The sequence below is a fragment of the Psychrobacter pacificensis genome, assembly GCF_900101915.1.
Lineage (GTDB): Bacteria > Pseudomonadota > Gammaproteobacteria > Pseudomonadales > Moraxellaceae > Psychrobacter > Psychrobacter pacificensis.
Map to the genome: position 1 here is coordinate 91,457 of NZ_FNAL01000003.1, position 23,550 is coordinate 115,006.

General features: G+C 44.6%; 19 protein-coding genes and 1 tRNA gene. 3 read left to right on the plus strand and 17 right to left on the minus strand.

The genetic code is table 11. The features are described 5' to 3' along the window. Window positions 1-291: 291 nt before the first annotated feature. The 11 genes from cas2 to BLR43_RS02915 form a co-directional block, all read right to left on the minus strand. Window positions 292-582 (minus strand): CRISPR-associated endonuclease Cas2, encoded by a 291-nt coding sequence (cas2, locus tag BLR43_RS02865; RefSeq protein WP_093068657.1) that lies wholly within the window; start codon window positions 580-582, stop codon window positions 292-294. A gap of 38 nt (window positions 583-620) precedes the next feature. Continuing rightward, window positions 621-1,652: a type I-C CRISPR-associated endonuclease Cas1c gene (gene cas1c, locus BLR43_RS02870; RefSeq protein ID WP_093068659.1), complete on the minus strand. Its 1,032-nt coding sequence runs from the start codon at window positions 1,650-1,652 to the stop codon at window positions 621-623. A gap of 80 nt (window positions 1,653-1,732) precedes the next feature. Beyond that, window positions 1,733-2,359 carry a CRISPR-associated protein Cas4 gene (gene cas4 / locus BLR43_RS02875; RefSeq protein ID WP_093068661.1) on the minus strand — a complete coding sequence of 209 codons (627 nt, stop codon included), beginning with the start codon at window positions 2,357-2,359 and terminating at the stop codon, window positions 1,733-1,735. Window positions 2,360-2,446: 87 nt separating this feature from the next. Then, a complete protein-coding gene (gene cas7c / locus BLR43_RS02880; RefSeq protein WP_093068663.1) occupies window positions 2,447-3,340 on the minus strand; it encodes a type I-C CRISPR-associated protein Cas7/Csd2 in 894 nt (297 codons plus the stop codon). 55 nt (window positions 3,341-3,395) lie between these two features. Then, entirely contained in the window at window positions 3,396-5,432 is a 2,037-nt protein-coding gene (gene cas8c, locus BLR43_RS02885; RefSeq protein ID WP_093068664.1) for a type I-C CRISPR-associated protein Cas8c/Csd1, read from the minus strand. Next, window positions 5,429-6,160 carry a type I-C CRISPR-associated protein Cas5c gene (gene cas5c / locus BLR43_RS02890; protein ID WP_093068667.1) on the minus strand — a complete coding sequence of 244 codons (732 nt, stop codon included), beginning with the start codon at window positions 6,158-6,160 and terminating at the stop codon, window positions 5,429-5,431. The genes cas8c and cas5c overlap by 4 nt, the downstream gene beginning before the upstream one ends. A 57-nt stretch (window positions 6,161-6,217) precedes the next feature. After that, on the minus strand, window positions 6,218-8,851 hold the full coding sequence (locus BLR43_RS02895) for a CRISPR-associated helicase/endonuclease Cas3 (RefSeq protein WP_093068669.1): 2,634 nt from the start codon (window positions 8,849-8,851) through the stop codon (window positions 6,218-6,220). 178 nt (window positions 8,852-9,029) lie between these two features. After that, entirely contained in the window at window positions 9,030-9,350 is a 321-nt protein-coding gene (locus tag BLR43_RS02900; RefSeq protein WP_093068671.1) for a hypothetical protein, read from the minus strand. A 10-nt stretch (window positions 9,351-9,360) separates the two neighbouring features. Next, window positions 9,361-9,651, minus strand: a complete 291-nt coding sequence (locus tag BLR43_RS02905; protein ID WP_093068673.1) for a hypothetical protein — start codon at window positions 9,649-9,651, stop codon at window positions 9,361-9,363. A gap of 11 nt (window positions 9,652-9,662) precedes the next feature. Beyond that, on the minus strand, window positions 9,663-10,850 hold the full coding sequence (locus BLR43_RS02910; RefSeq protein WP_093068675.1) for an Arm DNA-binding domain-containing protein: 1,188 nt from the start codon (window positions 10,848-10,850) through the stop codon (window positions 9,663-9,665). 11 nt (window positions 10,851-10,861) lie between these two features. Continuing rightward, window positions 10,862-11,077 carry a hypothetical protein gene (locus tag BLR43_RS02915; protein ID WP_093068677.1) on the minus strand — a complete coding sequence of 72 codons (216 nt, stop codon included), beginning with the start codon at window positions 11,075-11,077 and terminating at the stop codon, window positions 10,862-10,864. 150 nt (window positions 11,078-11,227) lie between these two features. On the opposite strand from BLR43_RS02915, the gene BLR43_RS02920 reads away from it, so the two are divergent. Further along, window positions 11,228-11,452 (plus strand): helix-turn-helix domain-containing protein, encoded by a 225-nt coding sequence (locus BLR43_RS02920; RefSeq protein WP_093068679.1) that lies wholly within the window; start codon window positions 11,228-11,230, stop codon window positions 11,450-11,452. Between the two features lie 242 nt (window positions 11,453-11,694). On the opposite strand, the gene BLR43_RS02925 is transcribed toward BLR43_RS02920, so the two are convergent. Next, a tRNA-Val gene (locus BLR43_RS02925) sits at window positions 11,695-11,771 on the minus strand. A gap of 313 nt (window positions 11,772-12,084) precedes the next feature. Here BLR43_RS02925 and BLR43_RS02930 point away from each other — a divergent pair. After that, window positions 12,085-13,062 (plus strand): glutathione S-transferase family protein, encoded by a 978-nt coding sequence (locus tag BLR43_RS02930; RefSeq protein ID WP_093068682.1) that lies wholly within the window; start codon window positions 12,085-12,087, stop codon window positions 13,060-13,062. 134 nt (window positions 13,063-13,196) lie between these two features. Here the strand turns inward: BLR43_RS02930 and hemB are convergent, their stop codons facing one another. From hemB to BLR43_RS02955, 5 genes are all read right to left on the minus strand, one after another. Beyond that, complete coding sequence (gene hemB / locus BLR43_RS02935; protein WP_071001995.1) at window positions 13,197-14,204, minus strand: porphobilinogen synthase; 1,008 nt, start codon at window positions 14,202-14,204, stop codon at window positions 13,197-13,199. Window positions 14,205-14,422: 218 nt separating this feature from the next. Beyond that, on the minus strand, window positions 14,423-16,234 hold the full coding sequence (locus BLR43_RS02940; protein WP_093068684.1) for an efflux transporter outer membrane subunit: 1,812 nt from the start codon (window positions 16,232-16,234) through the stop codon (window positions 14,423-14,425). Continuing rightward, the gene (locus BLR43_RS02945; protein WP_093068687.1) at window positions 16,231-19,446 is read right to left on the minus strand and encodes an efflux RND transporter permease subunit; all 3,216 of its coding nucleotides are present in this window, start codon (window positions 19,444-19,446) and stop codon (window positions 16,231-16,233) included. Before BLR43_RS02945 ends, BLR43_RS02940 begins: the two co-directional genes overlap by 4 nt. Before the next feature lie 35 nt (window positions 19,447-19,481). Further along, window positions 19,482-20,855: an efflux RND transporter periplasmic adaptor subunit gene (locus BLR43_RS02950; protein ID WP_093068689.1), complete on the minus strand. Its 1,374-nt coding sequence runs from the start codon at window positions 20,853-20,855 to the stop codon at window positions 19,482-19,484. A gap of 747 nt (window positions 20,856-21,602) precedes the next feature. Continuing rightward, a complete protein-coding gene (locus BLR43_RS02955) occupies window positions 21,603-22,628 on the minus strand; it encodes a polyprenyl synthetase family protein (protein ID WP_093068692.1) in 1,026 nt (341 codons plus the stop codon). Between the two features lie 568 nt (window positions 22,629-23,196). Here BLR43_RS02955 and rplU point away from each other — a divergent pair. Continuing rightward, complete coding sequence (gene rplU, locus BLR43_RS02960) at window positions 23,197-23,508, plus strand: 50S ribosomal protein L21 (RefSeq protein WP_058025937.1); 312 nt, start codon at window positions 23,197-23,199, stop codon at window positions 23,506-23,508. Window positions 23,509-23,550: the final 42 nt, after the last annotated feature.

The window sequence follows — 23,550 nt, forward strand, 5'->3', positions numbered from 1 at the left end:
CAGTTTCAATCCACGCACCCGTGATGGGTGCGAAAGCCCCTAGTTTAAGTCGCTAATAAAGTTAAGAAAAAACCTCGGAATATGCGAATATCTAAACTGTAGGCGAATTTGGCAAACATCTTGCTTACCAAGTTTTTAATGTGAGAAAATAAAGGTAGTAAAATCAAGTTGTTAAATAGCATTGCGGTCCCTTTGCGAGTCTCCTAGAGATTTTATGTAAGCTATAGGTTCGCATTGACCTTATAACAGTCAAGTAGTAGGTTTAAAAGTGATTATTTATGATGATAACGGCTAAAATAGCAAGACATCGTTTAAGTCTAGCACAGGTTTTGCCCCAATGTGTTCTACTTTATTTTGCCAGTTTTTACCAAGATAATAATAGCGCAAACTATCAACGCTATGATCAATGATATCCTCAAGCGTGGCTCGAAGCATTGTCCATTCAGCAGGATTAACCTCAATCTCAAATACCGAATATTGCACCCGCTGTCCATAGTTCAAACAATGCTTAGCAATGTGGCGCAGACGTTTGGCACTCGATGCACCCTCTGAGCTGATATCGTAAGTGACCAATATCATCATAATGACCTTCCTTGTTTATTTATTCTTTATGCAGCAATTTATTTCCACAAAAAAGGAATATAAGCATCAATATCGCCCCTAATATGACGCGCCATAATTGTCGCCTGCAAATGCGGTAGTAAACCAAAGGGCACGCTTTCCTCAAACCATTCATGATAAATGGTTTGCTGCTTACGATCATGCCATGCCTTAAAAAATGTTTGTCTTGCTTCATCCTTGAGCCAAACTGCGCCATTCGCTTCAGTCTTAAAGTCTGATTTACCCAGCTGCTTTTTATTAATAAGTGATAATACAAAGCGATCCACGATAGGGCGAAATTCTTCTACCAAATCAAGAGCTAGTGACGGGCGTCCAGGACGCAGTTGATGAAATACTCCGCATGCAGGGTCAAGTCCTACGGTCTCAAGTGCACTACGACAATCATGAGTCATTAGAGTATAAGTAAAAGAGAGTAAGGCATTGACCGCATCAGTGGCCGGATTGCGAGTACGTTTAGGAAAGATAAAGTCAGGGTTGCGAATAAAATATGGAAACACACTAAAGTAAACGCTCGCCATCTCACCCTCACGGCCTAACAGGTCAGGTAAGTTTTGCGTAGTCAATATCTTATTGAGACCGCGCTCCAAACGCTGCTGTGCGCCATCCAAGCTTTTAATTGTAGGCTCATCTAGCTGGCTTTTATAATCGCGCAGATAGCGGCGAATGACTTGGCGTTGATTATGGACTTTACCTAAGATAATACTATGACAGATTGGCTGTACGCGCTCAGGGTCGTCACTGATGCGATATTGCTCACGGCGAAGGAGTACATTGCCACTGACAGCACCTTCGATACGCGCTTGGAACTTACCATATTGATTGAGATGAGTGATGGTAATGGCGTTATCGGTACAGTGTGCCATTAGTGCTGGTGATATTGACACTTGCCCAAAGCAGACAATCGCATCGAGCTTATGAATAGGGACGCGACCTTTGACCTCATAGTCGATATTCATAACGACGTTTTCGCCCTGTTTATTGAGCCATGCGCCTTGGGTTTGCACGAATAAAGTATTTTTGAGTGGACGCATGATTTTCCTTATAAAGACCAAAAAGTAGAAAGGCTAAAAAATAGCTAAGTTAGCAGTAAAGTACACAGAAGCGCTGATCCTTAATCTTCTAAGCTCATATTGATTTGTTTGCTAAGCCAAGTCTTAGCATTTTTATTAAAAATCTTTGGGTGACAGATATCTTTGAGCGAGCAATTGCGGCATTTACTGGTGCTGTAAGTGGGTTTTGGCGTCTGCCCACTTTCTATAATATGCCGACAGTCATTAATAGCATCTAGGGTAATTTTCCGCAGCTCCTCATCAAACTCAACAGCATGACGGCGACGTGTCTTGCCATAAAACAGGGCGCCGCGTGGCACCGTGCAGCCATGCATGTCTTCTAAACATAACGCTTGAGCGCACAATTGCACTTCATCCGCACGATGTGATTTGGGCTTACCGCGTTTGTATTCGATAGGAAACGGAATTTGTGCGCCTGTATCATCGGTGTGATATTCGACCACATCAGCAACCCCCTCTAATCCAAGTGCGCGATGGCCAAGCGGTAGCGTGCGCACGGTCTTTATATTGCCACGCGTATCGTGTCCGCCACTGTTGACCTTTTCGTGCATGACTTGCCCTTCGGCAGTAAAGACATTCTCCGCCCACGCGCACTCAAGCTCAATCAGCGCAAACTGACGCGGACAGAACAAATAATGCTGCAAGCGGGATAGGTAGAGGGTTTGCATCTGTGTCCGCCTTTTTAATTAAAAAGGTGAGCAAGCGTTTATAGTTTACGCCTGCTCAATATCTATGACGATACGAAAAATTAAAGGTTAAAACCCTTCAATAATATTAGGCTCCAATCCTGTTAAAGCTGATTTTAATGCGTCTTCATCAAATGCCCCATTATCGTCAAGCAATTCTTTTAAACTACGATGCACCTTAGCAGATGAGTGTTGCCCTGATTTGCTGCTATGCTCCCACCAAATGACCTTTTTGACCTGCATGCTGCCTTCAGGACGAGCAGAGGAAGCGTCACCTTCGAACAGCTTAGGGAGTATCTCTTTGATCTTGTCGGCATCAGCATCACTAAAACCTGTACGTTCCGCCAGTTGCGGCGTAATCGCACCATAAGTCACATAGATGCCTTTATCCACGCGGTGCTTCATACCCATCGTATCGCTGCCTTTTTTCGTACCATCGCCTTCACCACTGACGCTTTTGGTGATTTGGGTGCTGGTGATATCAACAGGCTGTAGGCTAAAGGCAGATTGAATGCTGACGGGACCACGGATAGGAATAGAGACACCATCGGCATTCTTATTATCTGCTTTAAAGGCAAACACTTGACCAAAGGCGCGTACATCGAACCATTTCTCACAAGCCTTTTGCGCTGTTTCATCACGTTTGGCTTCAATGTTTTCTTTTTTGTTGGCTTCAAAGGCGTTTTTGCCTAAACCAACGTCTTCGTCATAAGCACGATTTTTTAAGCTGGTCATGCCATCGGTCTTTTTTTCATCAGACTGTACAAAAATCGTTTCGCCTGCCTCTTGTAGTCGGTCACGAATTTTGCGTTTTAGACAAACATCAGTAATCTCGCCATTTCCTGCAAAGTCAGTACGAGGACGGTTGCCGTTTAGGGGGTCGCCGTTTGGATTGGCATTATTCACTTCAATAATGATGGCAAAATCAATTTTATGGTTTAAGGTATTTTCGTTGGTGCTCATGAGGTTTCCTCTTATTTATCATTAAAAAATAGGGTGTTGTTGGACACTGATTGGATTATGCAGCATCGCTATCATTTTCTACTTCGGCTTTCGCGTACTCTTTGTCTAATTTAAATTGCATTTTTTGGCTGTGATACCCTAATAAAAATTCTCCCGATAATGCTGAATCATCGGTAAAACGGTCGCTGGTAAATGCACTCATAATTTCATCAATCAGCTGCTGTTTTTTAGCCAAGTAGCCGCCACGATTGGATTTTAGGCGGTTTTCATAAGGCTTTAGTGCCAGCTCAATGTTGCGCCATGTGGTAAAAGGTCGGTTGGCGAATTGTTGCATATAGCGCTGGGCGGTGGTGTTGCGCTTTTCTCCAGCGACATATAGCGCGAGGCTTTCGATATCTTCAGCAACTGCCAATAAACGTCCATACAAATAGTCTCGGCTGGTAAGCTCAGGTTGTAGTGCCACGGTATAGCTCCTTTTTTTATTGTCTGATTGTCTTAAATAATAGCCACGGTATAAGGCACATGCCGTACTTAGCGCTTGTTCCCACTCCCAATGCTCAAGTGCCAGTGGATTACAAGCGCGTTTGATGCACAGCTCGACCAGCTGTCTAGGAAAGCGGCGTGCTTCTCCTTCAGCAATACAGGGCAATACTTGAGCGACCACTTGTTTTTTTAGCGCATCGGACAGGCGTGCGCCATAGGCGACCTGTGCAATCTGCTTTGGGGTAGGCGATTGAATACCCAGTCGTTGTTGGTTGCTGTCATCATCTCTATAAGTGTGATACCACGCAAACTGCGTATACCACGCTTGTAAGGCGTCTATATATTCACTGGGCATACTTTCATGGTAGTACGTCACCGCCATACGTCCAGGGGTGGCGGCTTCTAAGGTAATAATAGAGATTTGCTGATGCTCGGGCAGTTGTTGGCGGTAGCCTTGTAAGGTATTGCGTAAATGTGTGGCAAAGCGATAACCCAAGTCGTTACGGTGCTGAAACGTAGGTTCTGTGTCTGATGCTTCGTCATCGTCATATTCTTCAAAGTCATTACTGTCGTTGTCAGATGTCTTAGATGCGTCTAGTACGTCCAGCGGTGCGGCGACGCTGGTTGGTTGCGGCACTTCGATACCTGATATTGACCATGCGACGATGGCTTGTCCCGCTTCTTCGCGTCCTTGTCGCGACAGCAGCCATGATAGCGCGGCGTGCGCCTTTTCGGTGACCACGGCGCTAATACCTGCTGCCTGCATACCTGTTGTATCGGTAAAGCGACCACGAAACGTGTAGCCTGTCGCATCATTAGCAGAGATGAGTTTGGCATTGGTCGCGCTGCGTAAGATGCGGTTGGGGTGCTTGCTGGCGAGTGGACTGGTGTTGCCAGTGATATAACAAAAGCCATCGGTACTGTCTAAAGTGGCGTAAAACTGCTGCCATGCGGCAAACAAGCTGTCATCACGCCATGTCTCGGTGACGTGCTGAGTGGGGGTGTCTAAACTACTGGCAATGACATTCCACGCAATAAATGCCGCCCCTTGATCGAAGACGCCTTTGTTTTTATTGAGCGCCGCTAAAATGCTATCGGGATAATCGCTGGCTTGTTCAGGGTAGGCAAGCTTACTTCTGTCATCAGGGTCAGTAATTAAAACATGAGCGTCGATTAAATCTTTGACCAGTGTGCCTTTTTTAACGTAAGTTAAGACGGCTTGTGCTTTGGGGTGTGAATGTTCGGAGCTGCACCATGTAGATAATATGTCTTCATATAATGGATACAAATCTTTTTTATTCTGACTGTAATCAAAAAAATCTTTAGCAACATATTGCAACTTATCGGATAGTGGATGTGCTACTGCACCGGATGTGCGATTGGCAGAGTCATTGGTCGCAGGAATGGCAAGGTATTTTGATTTAACTTTGCCATTATCATCGCGGCACACCTCAGCACGGACAAAGTCACCTTTGTCATTAATCGTGATGACAATTTGCACGTTTTGATTGACATGATAATAAGGCATCAGCTTCTGGTCTTGCGCTTGGATGTCGGCGTTTTGACTGGCGGCTTCATAGGTTTGGTAAAGTCGTTGTAACCAGCTCATAACGAGGCCTCCGTCTGACTTACTGACTGCATGTTATTATCAAGGGCAAAGTCTTTGGCGCTCATATTGCGGACAAACCGGTTTGGCATCCCGTTTTGGGCATCTAGCGTTAAGTTGTCAGTAGGCTTTGGAAAATCAATAACGCCAAAGTGCATAACGGCTTGCCAAAATCGGCTGTGCAGTGCGTCCAAGCCAGTCTCGTCAGGGTAGGCAAAACTATGAAACATCAAGCCATAACCCAGTTCATCAACGTCATCATAAGCACCTTTACCGCTACCAAATTCGCAAGGCTCAACATAGCCTTGGCACTCGCGTGTACCTAAAAATATATCTTGGCGTCCGCCTTTATTCAGCATGCGCTGGGCAATACTGTAATGTTTGCCATCAATGCGGTCAGCGGCCAACTCGGGGCGGTGCATGTTCCATTCAAAGTGCGCTTGCACTTGATAGGCGACATCATGCAAATAGGTGTAATACGCCAAGTCGTTACCGCTTTCATTAAACTTAATCGGCTTGACACCTTTGGTTTGTGTGCGGATAGGATTGATGACGCGCACTCTGTCGATATACCAGATGATGGAGGGTTTCCAGTAAATAGATTTACAAACCCCTTTTAACGCCTCATAAGTCGGCAGATGATAGCTGGTTTTTTCGCCACCAATACGAGTGATGGGGTCGGTAAACAGGGCATGACGCCCTCTAAGTAAAAATTCAATTTGGTTTTTCACAGTTTCTCCTTTTATTTTGTATTTTGATATAGTGCGATGCGCGTTTGCATAACTGTCCTAAAACGCTAATAAATCCAATTCACTCGTTCCTTCAATATTAAGTCCCATCTGAGCGTCATAAAAGGCCTCAGATAAGATAAAAATACCTGTGTCTCTGACGGTATGTAACGCGCCTGCGGTAAATAGAGCATCAAAAGTATGCGCAAAGACATTGATACTGTATTGTTGCGCGTCTCGCACCAGCTGATAAAAATGGCTGTCACTCACGCTTGTATTGCAAAGCGCGCTAATCAAATGCCGTCCTTCCTCAAGGTACGGCACAATAATGGCTTTGGTTGGTGCGTCGATGGCTTTAAAGGTGCGCCCTGCGTCCATAAAGGACTGCCAAAGCTGCGGAAATTGCTCGGCTTGATGCCGCTGCGCATTGTTATTATTAGTCAATGGATTGGTGCTATTACTGCTCAGCCAGTTATATAAGGTTTCGGTACCTGCAGATTTACCTTTACTGTCTTTAATGGGATATGCCATTTCTTTTATACCGTGCTCGGTCTGATAGTAGTGATGGAAAAACTGCTGCATGATGTCGGGGTGCAGCAAATGTACATCGCCATACGCGTCATGCGCCCATTGGGACAGAATATTGCTCATGATGGCCTTGCCTTGAGCGATGGTAGGCAGTTTACTTAGGTTTTCGCTCTCTGGACGTACGATAAATACTTGCCCTTTGACAGGCTTGTCTTGGTCGTCACGCATCTCACCATGACGGTTACAGCGTCCCGCCGCCTGCGCAATACTATCAAGCCCTACTAAAAAGCGCACGATGGAACGAAACGACACATCCACGCCAGCTTCAATCAGTTGGGTTGATATAACCAAAGTCGGTAAACCTTGTTTTAAACGGTTTCTAATTTGGTCTAATAAGTCTTTACGGTGGCGAGCGCATTGGGACGTACTTAAATGATATAGCTCGTTTTCAGACACGGTGTCTGATAGTTTCTGATAAAGCTGACTGGCCCATGTCTTAGTATTAACGATGACCAAGGTGCTGCTAAATTGAGCAAAATTATGATTAACATAATTTGTCAAGCCATCTAAATCTTGAGGGTTTTTAGTATGGTCATGAATATCGACGCGCTGCAAAGTATCGAATAGGGTATGTAGCTGAGTGCGCTCGCCAATGATTTCGGTAGCAGAGTTCAAGCTGCCATTGTGTGCTATCGGTAAATTGTCCAGTACGGGCTGGGTGGCGGTGCACAGCACAGCAGTAGCGCTGGCATGGGTGGTTAAAAAATTGAGCGCGCTACAAAATAGGTAGTAGCAATTCATTGGTAAAGTCTGTATCTCATCAAAAATGAGCACCGCACGGCTTAGCTGATGCAAGCGTCTGACGCCTTTGGTGCCGCCGCCAAAGCAGCTTTCTAAAAACTGTACCATGGTGGTAAATACAATGGGAGCGTTCCAATTATCCATAATCAGTTTGCTCTGCCACGTCTGTACGTCAGGCTCTAGGTTTGAATGTTGTTCTAAAACCCATTGACCATCAAAGACACCGTTGGGGCCTTCTTCTTCTAAAATTTTGCGCACCTCAGCAGCGTTTTGTTCAATGATGCTGGTAAAAGGGATGATATAGATAATGCGGTCGAGGTTGTGGCGTTTAGCATGCTGCACAGCAAAGCGCAGGCTGGCAAGCGTTTTGCCGCCACCTGTTGGTACAGTCAAAGTAAAAATACCTTGGTCAGACTGCGCCGCGTGTAGGCAGGTTTGGGCGATGTGGTTACGTTGTTCGTTGATTGGGTTTGGCGGGCTGTGCTCTGCTTTATCAGCGAAGCCTTGATAAAGGGTTTCGATTTTATCTATCGCGATTTGCCAGTCTGGTCGCTTATAGTCTAAAAAATGGGCTTGATTTGGGTGTTCGAAGGCGATACTGTTACTACGGTCAGCATCAATCAGACAGCTAAACAGTAAGCGGGTCAAAAATCCCAAATAAAAGTCTTTTTGCTTGTCCGTAGCGCGACTATCCACCATGATTTTTTTGACAATGCCTTGAAACTCTTTTAGCGTGTCTTTTTTAAAGCTGTCATCCAATTGCGCAAACAGCTGCTCTTGCTTGGCACGCTCTAGGGCTTGGGTATAGTGGGTTTTTTCTTCAGGTTTGTTTTTGCGGTTGAGTAAATATGGTTGGGCATTTTGTCCGACGACATTAACAAGACCGCTATGATGTGATGCCACGCAAATGAACATCATATCCGCCAGTAGTTGCCCCTCATAGCGGCGGATTTTTTGTTGTGTATGTGCTTTTAGATAACTTGAGCCTAATTTTTCAAACTGCTCTTTAAGATAAATAGCGCCCGCTGTAGAGTGGTCCACTGAGCCTTTCGTTGGTTTCCCTCTACGTAATATTTCAGCCTCTTCATCTTCATCTAAACCCAATTCTTTATAGTTATCATGGATGACACACTCTTTTATATATTCTTGAAACGCCGTGCTGTATTTGCCAAGGTCATGTACCAGTCCAATCAATTCACCTGATAATGGCAGCCCGATTTTCAGGGCTAGCGCCCTACTTATTTCTGCCGTTCCTGTTAAATGATCATAGAGTAGCTGCTCAGCGCCATCACTTTGCCGTACATGCGCAATAAACTTCTGCTCAAGAGAGTCTGCTTGCTTATTTTGAATATTTAGATTTTTCATTGGTGCGCTATTATCCAAACATAAGTTGTTTAAAATATTTAGGATAACAATATCTTAATTTAGTAAGGGTAACAACATATAATTGAAGCATTCGCGACAACAAATGTCGTTAAAGATTTAAAAGGCAATAAAAAACCAGATAACCTAAGTTATCTGGTAATTAATTACACTTAGTAGTCTATCTACTTACAGTAATCTGTCCCCCTGAGAAGCTAATACACCCTTCGCAAAACCAAGAGCGCAAACTTCTTGCATAAGGTATATCTGCTGGTACATCAAGCTCGTATGGACGACCGCAGTACTCACAATGCACATCGTCTAGATATGCCTGACACTTCGAGAGTGTCCTAAACAGTAAAGAGTAGCTTATACCGTAAGACTGACATAGGATCTCTACATGAGCGAGATAATTATCGGGCGAATTATAAGACCAGTACTCACGGCAAAAGTCTTTAACTGCCTCATTAAGCGTTGGGTCGAACACGAAACTTATACTCATAGTATTCTCCTTAGTAGCCATAGATGGTTTGCGGTAAAAGGACATAAAGCTCGCTTTCTAACTGGCTGAACATCTCGTCAACTATATAGCCACTATTAGCATCTAAACGTTTCTGTACCCATACGCGTATCGCCATATGATTATCAAAACAAGGTTTCATTCCTAAGAGGCGTACTAAACCAGTGCCAGATTGAATAAAAAGTTCACGAATGAGCGTATTAGCAATCTCATTAGCATCTTCACTGATAGCACCATCAGGCTTAAACTCGCTAAACAGCTTTTCATAATTAATGATTTTCATTGTGACGTCTCCTAGTCAGCAGAGGATTGAACCAATTGACTACGATTGACTAAAGCCTCAAATGCACTACCATCCTGCCGAGTCATATTCGGTACGTAACGGCTATACGTGTTGAATAGCATCTTGGTCGTAGAGTGTCCCATTTGACTGGCAATCCATTCAGGACTTTCGCCAGCAGCCAACCATAGCGTCGCTGCAGTATGACGAGTCTGATAAGCATTGCGCTTTTTCAGACCTAAAATTTTAAGAGTTGGATGCCAAACACGCTTATTCACGTTGTTGTAATCAAGTGGTTCACCCGTATGCGCGCAGAACACATAGTCAGAACGCTTGTATGTAATGTCTTGCTGCTCCACTAGGGCCTCATATACCCAAGGAGACATCTGAATAGCTCTATAAGACTCCTGCGTCTTAGGCGGTACGATCTTACCTTTGACCAAAGCTTGCTTAATGACAATCTCGCGACGATTAAAGTCGATATTTTCCCAAGTTAAGCCATCGATCTCACTCGTACGCATACCTGTAAAGAATCTTACTAAGTAATAGTTACGATAGTCTTCCCTAACGCCGTTAATGAACGTCCAAACCTCCTCAAGCGTGAAAGGTTGAATATCAGTCTTAGGCTCCTTAAGGGATTTAATATCGTAGTAAGGGTTTTCAAAATGGTAGCGTTTAGAGGCTTCTTTTAGTATCATACCTAAAGGTACCATTATCGAATTGATGCGTGCCGCTGACAGATGTTTGTTAGCTTTTCCGTACGTTACTTTGGCGAGCGATGAACGGAAGGCTAATACATCTGTCTTTTTTATGATATGAATAGGCTTAGTGCCAAACTTAGGCAATAAATACATATCAATAATTTCTTTAATCTTACGTTTGTAAGTATCACGCCATTCGATCTCTTTTTCAGAAAACCATAGCAGCGCAAATTCCTTAAATGAAAGGACGTCACTTTGAAGACAGTCCTTGCGATCACTTAACGCCATCATCTCATCGCATTTATCGCTTTTGGGGAAATACTTAGCATAACTAAATATGCCCAAGGTAATCTCTGCTTCCATTTTTTCAATCACTTTTTCAAGCTTTTTACGATTCGCTGGCGTGTCAATGAGGTTTGTCGTCTCCCTACAGCGTTTGTTCATATAGCGAAAGTCGACAAATAGCATATTGCTACCCTTACGTGTCCTAATACTAGCCATGATAGTTCTCCTTATTGTAGTGCCATAGCGTTGATGCTACCGGTAATACCAGTACGCATATCTTTTTCGATCTCTTCCCAAACATATAAAATTTTGCGTCCACCAAACGGCCGGATGTAATGAATACCTTCGATAAGCACAGTATCTTTGAGCTCATTACGTATCGTACGAGGGTTATACTTAATGAGCTCAGAAAGCTCTTGGGTAGTTAGGTAGGTATGTGACATAATAAATTCCTTATAAGCCAATTAAATAACTAGATTGTTTTATCGAGATAACAAATAATTTTATGAAAGTATTTTGTTGTTCGATAGAAGTACTTTACTAGCTATCGTAAGTCGATGCAAGTACTTTTTTAGTCTATTGAGGAATTATTGATGATTTTATGTAATTTACCGGTACTACTAGCTGAACGGCGTATGAAAGTGGCAGATTTGATAAGAATGACAGGAATTAGCAAGTCGACTATGCACAAGATCTATAATGAGCAAACATCAAGAATCGATTTCGAGACTATGGATAAAATTTGTGAGGCATTAAATATTGAGGTAGGTGATTTATTTACTTATGTACCTAACGAGTCGCTAGATGAAGAAAAGTAAATTAGTTTTAGGGTGGTTTTAGAACAACTAGAGTAGAGGTCAAAAAGACTATATTGATAAATAGGAAAAATTAAGGGAAGGCGCAACTTGGGCACATTTTGGGCACACAGATTTTTCAGTGCTAATTGTTTAAATGTAGAAAGGTCTAAAGTCTAATTAATATTAATCTATCTATTCCGCCACAGCCCTTATATCTCAGGCATAAAAAAAGCCCCAATCTTAAGATTGGGGCTTTTCGAATCTGGTAGGCGTAATCGGATTCGAACCAACGACCTCTACCATGTCAAGGTAGCGCTCTAACCAACTGAGCTATACGCCTATTTAGGCCATGCATTTTAGCAAGTTTTTCAGACTTTGCAAGCCTTTTTTATAATTATCTTATTTTATTATCATAATATTTGACGTCACGCGTTATTATCAAATACTACAGTATGCTTTTTATGTATATTTTCTAAATATTTATTTTAACCAGTTTAGTTTTTATTGTTAATAACAGCGTAAAAATTAATGAGTAAGCTCTTATAACTGATATCATATTCCTCTAACGAATGTGGTTGTCATAAGAGCAATGATGTAAAGTCATTTGTGTCAACTAGGTATTCAACGAAAATTAGAACTAGTCGGAGGATGACATGGGCTTATTGGTAGATGGTAAGTGGCAAGACAAATGGTACGACACGGAAGAAAACGGCGGGCGATTTGAGCGTGAAGATGCCGGGTTTAGGAACTGGATCACCGCAGATGGTAGTGCAGGTCCTACGGGCGTAGGCGGGTTTAAGGCTGAGCCTGATCGCTATCACCTGTACGTGTCGCTAGCCTGTCCTTGGGCACACCGTACTTTAATTTATCGTAAGCTCAAAGGTTTGGAGCAGATCATTCCGATCTCTGTGGTCAACCCTTACATGGGAGAGAATGGTTGGACGTTTGCAGAGGGCGAGGGAGTAATCCCTGATCCGCTTATCCATGCAGATTATGCTTATGAGCTTTATATTAAAGCAAAACCCAATTATACGGGACGGGTTACTGTTCCGATTTTATGGGACAAAAAGACCAATACGATTGTGAGTAATGAATCATCAGAGATCATTCGGATGTTCAATTCAGCTTTTGACGACGTTGGCGCACTAGCAGGCGATTTCTCGCCAGCATCGTTATTGCCAGAAATCGATGATATCAATGCGTTTGTCTATACGACGATTAATAATGGGGTGTACAAGGCTGGATTTTCGACCACACAAGAGGCTTATGAAGAGGCGGTGATTGAGCTGTTTGCCGCGCTAGATACACTGGAAGCGCGCCTAGCAGATAAGCGTTACCTCACAGGGAGCACTATCACCGAAGCGGATTGGCGACTGTTTACCACCTTAGTTCGTTTTGACGCGGTCTATGTTGGGCATTTTAAATGCAACCTACGCCGCATTATCGACTATCCAAACCTGTGGGGCTATCTGCGTGATCTATACCAAGTGCCTGGTATCGCTGAGACAGTAAATATGGAGCACATCAAGCAGCACTATTACACCAGCCACGCCAATATCAACCCCACTCGTATCATCCCTATTGGCCCTGCTATTGATTTTACGACAGCCCATCATCGTGATCAGCTATAGACATGTTTGCTTTATACATGTGAACAAAAAAGGCTAAGCATAAATAGAATTTCAATAAAAAACACCCCAGCGACTATGAAGCAGCTGGGAAGCAGCTGGGGTGTTTTACAATGTAAAAGGCATTTTAATTGATATTAACCATTATTTAACTGCCGAGCTGCCTCAAGTGCAAAGTAAGTCAAGATACCATCGGCACCGGCGCGGCGAAAACCAATAAGCGATTCTAGGATCACCGCATCAGTCAGCCAGCCGTTTTGAATAGCTGCCATGTGCATCGCGTATTCGCCGGAGACTTGATAGGCAAAAGTCGGTACGCCAAAGGTGTCTTTGACTTCACGGATCAGATCGAGATAGGGCTGACCAGGCTTAATCATCACCATATCTGCGCCCTCATTGATGTCCATCGCCACTTCGTGCAAAGCTTCAGCGCGGTTACCAAAGTCCATCTGATATTGTTTTTTATGACCGCCTTTTAGGTTGCCGGCGCTACCGACTGCATCACGGAACGGCCCATAATAAGCAGAAGCGTATTTGGCAGAGTAAGCCATGATAGCGGTATTGACAAGACCTTCGCTTTCAAAGGCATCACGCATGGCTTTGATACGGCCATCCATCATATCACTTGGAGAGATGATATCAGCGCCAGCTCTAGCATGGACGAGTGCTTGCTTGACCAGCACCTCAACGGTGTCATCATTGACCACATAACCACTGTCATCAAGCAAGCCGTCTTGACCGTGTGACGTATAAGGGTCGAGCGCCACATCGGTCATCACCACCATCTCAGGCACTGCGTCTTTTAGTGCTGCTACGGCACGCGCGCTTAGTCCATTCTCATCATAGGCCGCTTTGCCATCAGGAGTTTTTAGCGAGTTGTCGATAACAGGGAAAATATCGATAGTCGTCACGCCCTCGCTTAAAAGCTCTTTGGCATAATTAATCAATAGGTCTATCGATAAGCGCTCAACGCCCGGCATACTGGCGATGGCCTCGCGCTGATTACTACCTTCTAATACAAATACTGGGGCTATGAAATGTTTGGGGTGAAGCTCGACTTCACGAATCATAGCACGGATATTATCGTTGTAGCGCAAGCGGCGCAGGCGAGTCTCGGGGAATTGACGATTAAACGTATAAGACATTGTTTTTTCCTTATTATTAGTTTTAGTAAGTTTGAGGGGTAATCATTAAATAAGTAAAGCATCAGATGCAGCTAAAATTTTTAGCTTTTATATATAGCTACTATTTATATATAACTACTAAAGGTAGCACATAACAACAAAAAGCCCCACCAAGAAGGTAGAGCTAATTGTTATAAAAATAATACGCTAGCTAGTTATCAAATGTTATATAACCATCTTTATGGAGTGACAATCTGTGGCACTGGTACTTGCTCAGTAGGTGTCTCTTCAGTCAATACCCCAACCGCTGCATCAGCGTCGTTGTCATTATCGATATCGACAATCGCAGTCGGCTTAAAGTCAACCTTCACAGGCGTCTGTGCTTGTTTGATAGCGGCGGCTTCTGGTGCTGCAGCTACTCGCGCTGAGCTAGCAGCGTCGATAGCATAGGCCGCTTGCGACTCGGCATCTTTGGTTAATAAAGTACCAACTTGGGCCAAGTTAGTATATTGCGGAACCGGAATCGCGACAGGTGTATCGAGATTGGCACCGCCGCCAAGCGCTTGATATAGCTCGATTTGACTGATGATTTTTTGTAGCTCTAAGTCTAGAATGCCTTGTTGAGTGTCAAACAATGAGCGCTGAGCATCAAGGACATCGAGATAGTTTGAGATACCAGCTTTAAAGCGCGCATCAGCAATCTCATAAGTCTGATCAAAGTTATCTTGCAGGCGGTACTGAGCTGCGAGCTGCTCGCCTAGAGTTGCGCGAGTAGCGAGCACATCGGAGACCTCACGGAACGCCGTTTGAATTGAGCGCTCATAGCTGGCAAGCGTTTGTTCGCGCTCGATTTGTGCGACATCGTAGTTTGCATCCAAACGTCCAGCATCAAAGATGGGTACGCTGATATTAGGGCCAAATGACCAGCCGACTGCATCATTATCGAACAAGTCGCTCAAGCCATCGCTACGGACACCAACGCTACTGGCTAAGCTTATCGTTGGGAAATAAGCGGCACGGGCGACAGCGATATTTGCGCCCGCGGCTTTTAGATCGTATTCCGCTTGTAATACATCAGGGCGATAGCGTAGCAGCTCGCTTGGCAAGCCGGCACTAAACACCTCGTGATTGGTGATATTGCTGACAGCGGGTGCTGGGATAAGCTCAGTAGGTACCGGCGCTCCTAATAAGAACTGCAGAGCATTTCTGGAGGTCAAAATACTGCTTTGCGCACGTAGTACCGCAAGTCTTGCACTCTCTAAAGCTGCTGCAGATTGCAAGGAAGGCAGCTTAGGATCAATACCGGCTTTAAAGCGCTCTTGCGCAATAAACAACGAGCGCTCACGGCTCTCAACAGTTGCCTCGGCGAGTTTGAGCTGCGCTAAGCTATAGCTAAGATTCGCGTAGCTCTGCGCGATATTACTAATCAGACTAATTTGAATAGAGTCTTTGGCTGCCGTCGTTGACAAAAATCTCTGCAACGCTTGATCTTTTAGGCTATCGATTCGGCCCCAAAAGTCCAGCTCATAGCTTGCCAAACCGAGATTGACACTGTAGCTATCTGTCGTCTGTCTACCGCCAGTACTGCCAAAAGGCGTCTCAACGCGCGGAGAGGATTGGCTTTGGCGTGAGTATTCTGCTTGACCATTGATAGTTGGCAAGTCGTTGATATCGGTAATACGATACTGCGCGCGCGCTTTTTCGATAGCCAAACGGGCACTCTCAAAGTCTTTATTATTGCTAAGACCTAAAGCGATTAACCTTTTAAGACGCTCATCGCTATAAAAATCCTGCCAGCGCTGTCCTGCGATACTTGGCTGCTCAGAGGTGCTGACAGTCTCATCACCAAAAGCGCCATAAGCTTGCTCAATCGGCAGGTTAGGCTCAGCGAGAACGGGGCTTGTATCTGCTTTAGGGATAGTATTACAAGCGGCCATACTCAGAGCCAAAAAGCTCAGGCCAAGTAGGCGCGATGATTTACCAGTAGCTAGTAAAGCTTTAGAGCTTATCGCTCTTACGGCTGAGTTAGAGGTTAAGAATAAAGAACTCATTGTGTATTATCTCCAAAGCTTACAGGCTGATAACTCTCAGAGGGAGTTGGATTCTGTGGGTCATCATCTTTATCATCTGGCTTGTTGTTCTTATATTTATACGGGAACATACCACGCACCCAAATATAGAACATCGGAATAAAGAAGATACCTAGTAAAGTGGCACTAACCACACCACCTACGACACTGGTACCAATAGCAGTTTGGCTGCCTGACCCTGCGCCAGTAGCTATGGCTAATGGCACAACACCGATACCAAAGGCAAGCGAGGTCATAATAATTGGACGTAGACGTTGTCGCGCTGCGGTCATGACGGCCTCTCTGAGACTATAGCCTTCTTCTTGGTGCTCTTTGGCAAATTCAATAATCAAGATGGCGTTTTTGGCGGACAAACCAACGACGGTGAGTAGACCCACTTGCAAGTAGATGTCGTTAGCAAAACCGCGTAACCACGTAAATATCACCGCACCCAATACCCCAAGTGGAATAACCAATAGGACAGAGAAGGGGATAGACCAGCTCTCATAAAGCGCAGCTAGACATAAGAAGACAACTAGAATCGATAGCGCATAAAGCATAGGAGCTTGCGAGCCTGATTTTTGTTCTTCAAGTGATAACCCAGTCCATTCGTAACCGATACCTTCAGGGAGCTGACTGATCATGTTCTCCATAGCTGACATGGCTTCACCAGTACTAAGACCAGGTGCCGCATTACCTTGAATATTCATCGAAGGTAAGCTGTTATAACGAGTCAAACGCGGTGAGCCTGACTGCCATTCGCTACTTGAGAAAGCATCGAAAGAGACCATGTTACCGGTTTCGCCGCGCACATACCACTTACCGATGTCATCAGGATTGGTACGGCTACTGGCTTCACCTTGAACATAGACACGCTTGATACGGCCACGATCGATAAAGTCATTGATGTAGCTTGAGCCCCAGGCGGTCGAGATAACGCTATTGATACTGCCTAAAGATAGACCATAAGCGGCGGCTTGTTCTTGATTGATATTGACTTTGAGCTGCGGTGCATCTTCTTGACCATTAGGACGTACGCCTGCCACATTTTCGTTTTGTGCAGCCATACCTAGCAGCATATTACGGGCTTCAAGTAACCCTTCGTGTCCAAGGTTACCCACATCTTGTAGCATCAAATCAAAACCACTGGCATTACCAAGCTCAGTAATCGCAGGCGGTACGATAGCAAAAACTTGCGCTTCATTTAACTGGGTAAAGAAATAACCCATGGCACGACCAGCAACGGCTTGCGCGGTGTTTTCATCGCCTGAGCGCTCTTCCCAATCTGACAGTCGAACGAATGCCAGACCCATGTTTTGGCCTTGACCTGCAAAACTAAAACCAGCAATGGTAAAGACAGAGGCAATATTGTCCGTCTCTTGTGTGTCGTAATAATTTCTGACTTTATCCAGTACATCCTGCGTCTCATCTAGCGTAGAGCCTGCAGGAAGCTGGACTAAGGTGAACATAATACCTTGGTCTTCTTCTGGCAAAAACGAACCTGGAATACGCAAGAACACCACTGCCATAATACCGATGATGGCGGCATAGCCGATCAGGTACAACCACTTAAAACGAATACTTTTGCCGACGAAGTTTTCATAAGAGCGGCTTAGCTTAAAGAACCCGCGGTTGAACCAGCCAAAGAAGCCTTTTTGTTGTTCAGTACTGCCTTTTTCATGGCTCTTACCACGTTTTAGCAAGGTCACACATAGGGCAGGGGTGAAGATTAGAGCCACCATGGCTGACAGCGCCATGCTCGTGATCAAGGTGATAGAGAACTGACGATAAATAACACCTGTTGAGCCGCCAAAGAAGGCCATCGGTACAAATACGGCAGACAAAATCAGCGCAATACCAATAACGATCTTACTGATCTCGCCCATCGACTGAACGGTTGCATCTTTGACCGAAATATCAGGGTTTTCTTCTAATATTCGCTCGACGTTTTCGACAACAACGATCGCATCATCAACCAGTAGACCGATGGAGAGTACCATTGCAAACATCGTCAAGACGTTGATACTAAAGCCTGCGATATAAAGCACAGCAAAAGTACCTAGCAAGACCACTGGAACGGCAAGAGTAGGAATGATGGTGGCGCGCCAGTTCTGCAAGAAAATGAACATGACGATAAACACCAAGACAATAGCCTCAATAAGCGTATTCACGACTTGCTCGATAGAAAGCTTCACGAAAGGCGTTGTGTCATAAGGCACAACAGAGCTTAGGCCTGCTGGAAAGTTGGTTTCTAGCTCGGCCATACGTGCGCCGACCGCCTCACGGGTCTCTAGCGCGTTTGCGCCTGCAGCCAATGAGATACCTAGACCTGCCGCTTCTTGACCGTTATACAAGGAGTTGACGCTATAGTTTTCACTACCAATCTCTACGTCTGCGACATCACCGAGACGTACCTGCGCGCCTGAGCTGTCTGTCTTTAGTAGAATGTTTCTAAACTCTTCTGGAGTCTGCAGGTAGCTTTGTACACTGACGGTGGCGTTAATCACCTGTTGATCTGTGTCAGCAGGTGCTTGTCCTAGCTGACCTGCAGATACCTGAGCGTTCTGTGCTCGTACGGCATTGACAACATCAGAGGGCACCATGTTATAGCTACGTAGGCGTGCAGGATCTAGCCAGATACGCATGGCGTAAGTAGAACCAAACACCTGAACTTCACCAACCCCTTCCACACGACTGATCGAGTCAAGCACATTGGAGTTGATATAATCGGCAATATCGGCACGATCCATACTGCCATCTTCAGAAATAAATGCCTGCACCATCAAAAAGCTGCTGGAGGACTTATTAACGTTGACACCTTGACGCTGAACAGCCTCAGGCAACGCGCTCATCGCCGCTTGCAGTTTATTTTGTACTTGTACTTGCGCCGTATCAGGGTCGGTACCGTTCTCAAAGGTAAGCGTCACTGAAGCGCTACCGTTTGAGGAGCTCGATGAGGAGATGTACATCAAGCCATCTAGCCCTTTCATACGTTGTTCAATAATCTGCACCACAGAGTTTTCAACGGTTTGGGCGTTGGCACCAGGATAAGTGGCACTAACAGAAACGGTGGGCGGTGCGATACGCGGATACTGCTCAATCGGCAAATTAACAACCGAGATTACCCCGATAAGCATGACCAAAATGGCCAACACCCATGCAAAAATAGGGCGATCAATAAAAAAACGTGACATAGTATATCCCTAGGTCTTCCTATCTTTGAATGGAATTAATTAGCGGTGGTAGCAGTGTCCTGCTCAGAAGTGTCATCAGCTACCGTTTTCGCAGCTTGCTGTGGTGTTTTGGCGGTAGGCGTTGCAGGTGCACCATTAGCGTTTTCTAACGGCTTGACCACGACCTCCTGCTCAGGCTTAACTTTAGAGCCGCCTATAACCACTAGCTTATCGCCACTACTTAAGCCATCGGTGACCACCCATTGACCATCATAAGTACCATTAATGGTAACAGGACGGACTTGGATTTTATTATTTTCATCAACGATGTAGACTTGTGAATCGCCTTTAGGCGTACGCATTACAGCGCTTTGCGGCACTAAGGCTGCATTAGGAATGACGCTTTGAGTCAGACGCGCTGAGACATACATACCTGGCAGTAGCACGTTATTAGGATTTGGGAAAATAGCTCGTAGAGTCACCGCGCCAGTAGATTGATCGACTTTAGCTTCAGACAGCGCAAGCTTGCCACGCACTGGATACACTGAGCCATCTTCTAGCACCAACTCAACTGAGTTCATGCCTGGCTGAGCTGAACCGTCTGCTATTTGCTGACGAAGCTGCAATAGCTCAGATGACGACTGACTGATATCGACATAGATAGGGTCTAAGCGCGAAATCGTCACTAAAGGCTCAGATTGACTGGCGTTAACTAAGGTTCCTGCAGTAACGCTTGAGCGGTCACTACGACCAGTCAACGGTGCACGGACGATAGTACGATTGAGATCCAAAGCGCTAGCATCTAAGTTTGATTGCGCGGTTTTAATCCCAGCCTCAGCGCTTCTAATGCTCGCTTCAGTTTGTCCGACTGCAGCGCGAGCACTCTCTAGAGCCGCTTGCGCTGTACGTACCTGAGTTTGCGCTTGGTCATATTGCTGCTTGGAGATAGCGTCAATCTCAACCAAGCCTTTTAGACGCTGAAAGTCATTTATCGCTTGTGCTAATGAGGCTTGGCGACTGGCTAACTCTGCTTTAGCATTGGCATTATTGGCGATAGCGGTTTGGCGATTAGCCTGTGCTTGCGCGACCGCCGCTTGACCACTAGCGACCGAGGTCGTGTAGTTGTCAGTATTGATACGATAAAGCGGCTGGCCTTTTTTGACGTTACTGCCTTCACGGAACAGTACTTCGTCAATTACGCCGCTGACTTGAGGGCGTACATCAGCCGTCTGATAAGCGGCAGTACGACCAGAGAAAGTCTGAACTTGAGGCACAGTATCGAAGCTGACAGTTTGGACGTTGACGACAGCGGGCGGCATCTGCTGCTGAGCGTTTTCACCCGCAGCGGCGTCTTCTTTATTGTCACAGCCGACCAGTACTGTAGCCGATAGTACAGATGCTATTACAAGCGCAAGATAAGAATGCTTCATCAAGGTCCTCGGTAGAGTAGTAAAATATAGAATAAATGGTATAGAGGTAGAGCGTATCATAATCAAAAAATAGCTTATTTTTCGAAGAGCAATAAGAAACTTTATAGAAGTTTATAGCCAAAAAATAAGAAGCTATTGATAAAATTGATAAATAGGGCAGTACCGCTAGCTAATTATAGGACGTCAAGTAAATTTAAGGCGTTATTATAAACTATAGGGTTTACCCCGCAGTCAAGTGATTCACGATAGAAAAGCTGACAAAAACTGACCGCACTGTGCTCGCTGAGTAAATAAAATCCCGCCATAGTAACCGCTACACCAACCAGCAGCTAATAAGAAGACATACAACCCGCTATGCAAATTTATTGTAATTTTTTGTTATAATTGTAAAGCCATAGTGTTATTGAGGTTTAAAATCGCCAAAAATCTGCTTTGTCAACAAATTGACTAATTTATCAACCCCTAATTATGACCTTTAAAATATAGCGACTTAGACCAGTCAGTAACCTCTAATGAGCGTGGTCAATCAGCATTTAACCATTAAAAAATCCTGGCACAATTATAGTGCCGTCAGGATTTATGAAACTTAAAGAAAGGTAACTATTTGCTGACACACCCGTTTTAAGAGGGTGTCTTTTTAGAGACTGTTGCTTTTGATCAATGAATATTTATGGCTCGGTTGCTCAAAAACGCTGCTAAAAAATGAGCCGTCTCAATTAGCTAATAACACAGACGATTCATATGTCATTATACCAATCGTGCGCTAGCGAGCTCAGTCAGCTGGTACAGACCTTGACGATAACGGTTGTCAGGCAGTGTGCCTAGTGCTTGCTGGGCCAATCTGGTCTCTTCTAGTGCACGCTGTTTACAGTAATCTAATGCGCCGGAGCTGCGGACGAGCTCGATAAGCTGCTCAGCATTCGGTGTTTTTCCCGTTTGTACGGCGATACGCAGCTGCTCATAACCTTCGTTGTCACTATCTTTGAGTAGTTCGAGTGCTTTGATAGTTGGCAGGGTAGGTTTACCTTCTGCAAGATCGTCGCCTAGGTTTTTGCCCATTACGTCGCTATCGCCACTATAATCAAGGACATCATCGATAATTTGAAATGCATTACCAAAGTGCTGTCCAAAGTCGCCTAATGCCGCCATATACTCAGTTTTGTCTTGCAAAATAGCCGCGCCTTGAGTTGCCATCATAAACAGGCGAGAGGTTTTGCCATCGATGATGCGCAAGTAGTCGTCTTCTGTTGCGGCAGGGTTATGCTGATGTTGTAGCTGCAATACTTCGCCTTCAGCAATATCACAAGTCCCGTCTGAGAATACTTGCAACAATGGCAAGCTCTGAAAACCAACCAAAAGATTAAAAGCACGGGCTATGAGATAGTCACCGACCAATACGGCAGTGGCATTGTCCCATGTGGCGTTTGCCGTCGGTTTACCGCGGCGCTGTCCTGATTCATCGATCACATCGTCATGCACTAAGGTGGCAGTATGCAGCATCTCCGTAATGGCGGCTAGGTGCATCGCTTTTTCTGATGGATTGTCGTCAAACATACGGGCACACAATAGCGTAATCAGCGGGCGCATACGCTTACCACCGGCATTGATTACATGCTGAGAGACGCTCATGACGAGCTGTACTTTTGAGTTGAGACTACCAAATACTTGCTTGTCCATAATATCAAAATCATTGGCTACAATACTTTGAATATCTGCATAGCTAGGCGTCGATTGAGAGGCAGGCACGGTATTATTTAAAGAGGTACTAGTCATAATAAATAGTCATATTAATAAGAATAAAGAGAGTTGGTATAACCTTGACTTTATCTATCTATAGGTAAGGTATGGTTTCGCTTATCATAACATAGCTGCCTTTGAAAATTGTTGGTTAAAGTACACTATAAGGGTAGCTCAGAGGTCGCTTGTGCGCCTATTATCATGCATAGAAGGCAGGGCAAACTGATGAAAGCGTTCAATAATTTGATGGTAAGAATGTTAACTTATCACGAGGTTTTGTCGTCACATAAATGATAGATAAAAGGCTGTAAGTAACTGATTGTATAAGTTATAATAGCCCCCGTTAGGCTCAAACCATCATTTATAACCATTGTTATGCTGCTTTTATCAGTATCGTCGTCTACGACGGTCTAATAATCTGTAACGTATATAACAATGCAGATGATGGTGATTTCGTGTAACCACCTTATAAAAACAAGACGCGCGGCTTGCTTTTATAAGCAAAAAGCCGTAAAATCTTGCCTTTAATTTTTCCCTGTCGTGTTCGTTATTGAAGCGTAGGTATAATATCTACCACGGCACACGGGTTAAACGGAGTCATACAATGTACGCAGTAATTAAAACTGGTGGTAAGCAGCACCGTGTAGTCGTCGATGAATTGCTTAAAGTTGAATTGCTAAAAGCAGAAAAAGGCGAAACAATCAAATTTGAAGACGTGTTGATGGTTGTTGACGGCGATGACGTCAAAATCGGTCAGCCTGTTGTTGATGGCGCTAGCGTAGAAGTTGAAGTTGTTGAGCATGGTCGCGGCGAAAAAATCCGTATTATCAAGCACAACCGTCGTAAGCATTATCACAAAGAGCAAGGTCACCGCCAATGGTACACCTTGTTAAAAATCAAAGCCATTAATGCCTAATTATCCGTTTAGCAACGTTTGCTAAATAGCGCACTAAATGCT

What these genes read in the sequence shown, in the direction of transcription:
- cas2 (WP_093068657.1), bottom strand. Translation starts at nt 582, where the DNA reads ATGATGATATTGGTCACTTACGATATCAGCTCAGAGGGTGCATCGAGT.
- cas1c (WP_093068659.1), bottom strand. Translation starts at nt 1,652, where the DNA reads ATGCGTCCACTCAAAAATACTTTATTCGTGCAAACCCAAGGCGCATGG.
- cas4 (WP_093068661.1), bottom strand. Translation starts at nt 2,359, where the DNA reads ATGCAAACCCTCTACCTATCCCGCTTGCAGCATTATTTGTTCTGTCCG.
- cas7c (WP_093068663.1), bottom strand. Translation starts at nt 3,340, where the DNA reads ATGAGCACCAACGAAAATACCTTAAACCATAAAATTGATTTTGCCATC.
- cas8c (WP_093068664.1), bottom strand. Translation starts at nt 5,432, where the DNA reads ATGAGCTGGTTACAACGACTTTACCAAACCTATGAAGCCGCCAGTCAA.
- BLR43_RS02895 (WP_093068669.1), bottom strand. Translation starts at nt 8,851, where the DNA reads ATGAAAAATCTAAATATTCAAAATAAGCAAGCAGACTCTCTTGAGCAG.
- BLR43_RS02900 (WP_093068671.1), bottom strand. Translation starts at nt 9,350, where the DNA reads ATGAGTATAAGTTTCGTGTTCGACCCAACGCTTAATGAGGCAGTTAAA.
- BLR43_RS02905 (WP_093068673.1), bottom strand. Translation starts at nt 9,651, where the DNA reads ATGAAAATCATTAATTATGAAAAGCTGTTTAGCGAGTTTAAGCCTGAT.
- BLR43_RS02910 (WP_093068675.1), bottom strand. Translation starts at nt 10,850, where the DNA reads ATGGCTAGTATTAGGACACGTAAGGGTAGCAATATGCTATTTGTCGAC.
- BLR43_RS02915 (WP_093068677.1), bottom strand. Translation starts at nt 11,077, where the DNA reads ATGTCACATACCTACCTAACTACCCAAGAGCTTTCTGAGCTCATTAAG.
- BLR43_RS02920 (WP_093068679.1), top strand. Translation starts at nt 11,228, where the DNA reads ATGATTTTATGTAATTTACCGGTACTACTAGCTGAACGGCGTATGAAA.
- BLR43_RS02930 (WP_093068682.1), top strand. Translation starts at nt 12,085, where the DNA reads ATGGGCTTATTGGTAGATGGTAAGTGGCAAGACAAATGGTACGACACG.
- hemB (WP_071001995.1), bottom strand. Translation starts at nt 14,204, where the DNA reads ATGTCTTATACGTTTAATCGTCAATTCCCCGAGACTCGCCTGCGCCGC.
- BLR43_RS02940 (WP_093068684.1), bottom strand. Translation starts at nt 16,234, where the DNA reads ATGAGTTCTTTATTCTTAACCTCTAACTCAGCCGTAAGAGCGATAAGC.
- BLR43_RS02945 (WP_093068687.1), bottom strand. Translation starts at nt 19,446, where the DNA reads ATGTCACGTTTTTTTATTGATCGCCCTATTTTTGCATGGGTGTTGGCC.
- BLR43_RS02950 (WP_093068689.1), bottom strand. Translation starts at nt 20,855, where the DNA reads ATGAAGCATTCTTATCTTGCGCTTGTAATAGCATCTGTACTATCGGCT.
- BLR43_RS02955 (WP_093068692.1), bottom strand. Translation starts at nt 22,628, where the DNA reads ATGACTAGTACCTCTTTAAATAATACCGTGCCTGCCTCTCAATCGACG.
- rplU (WP_058025937.1), top strand. Translation starts at nt 23,197, where the DNA reads ATGTACGCAGTAATTAAAACTGGTGGTAAGCAGCACCGTGTAGTCGTC.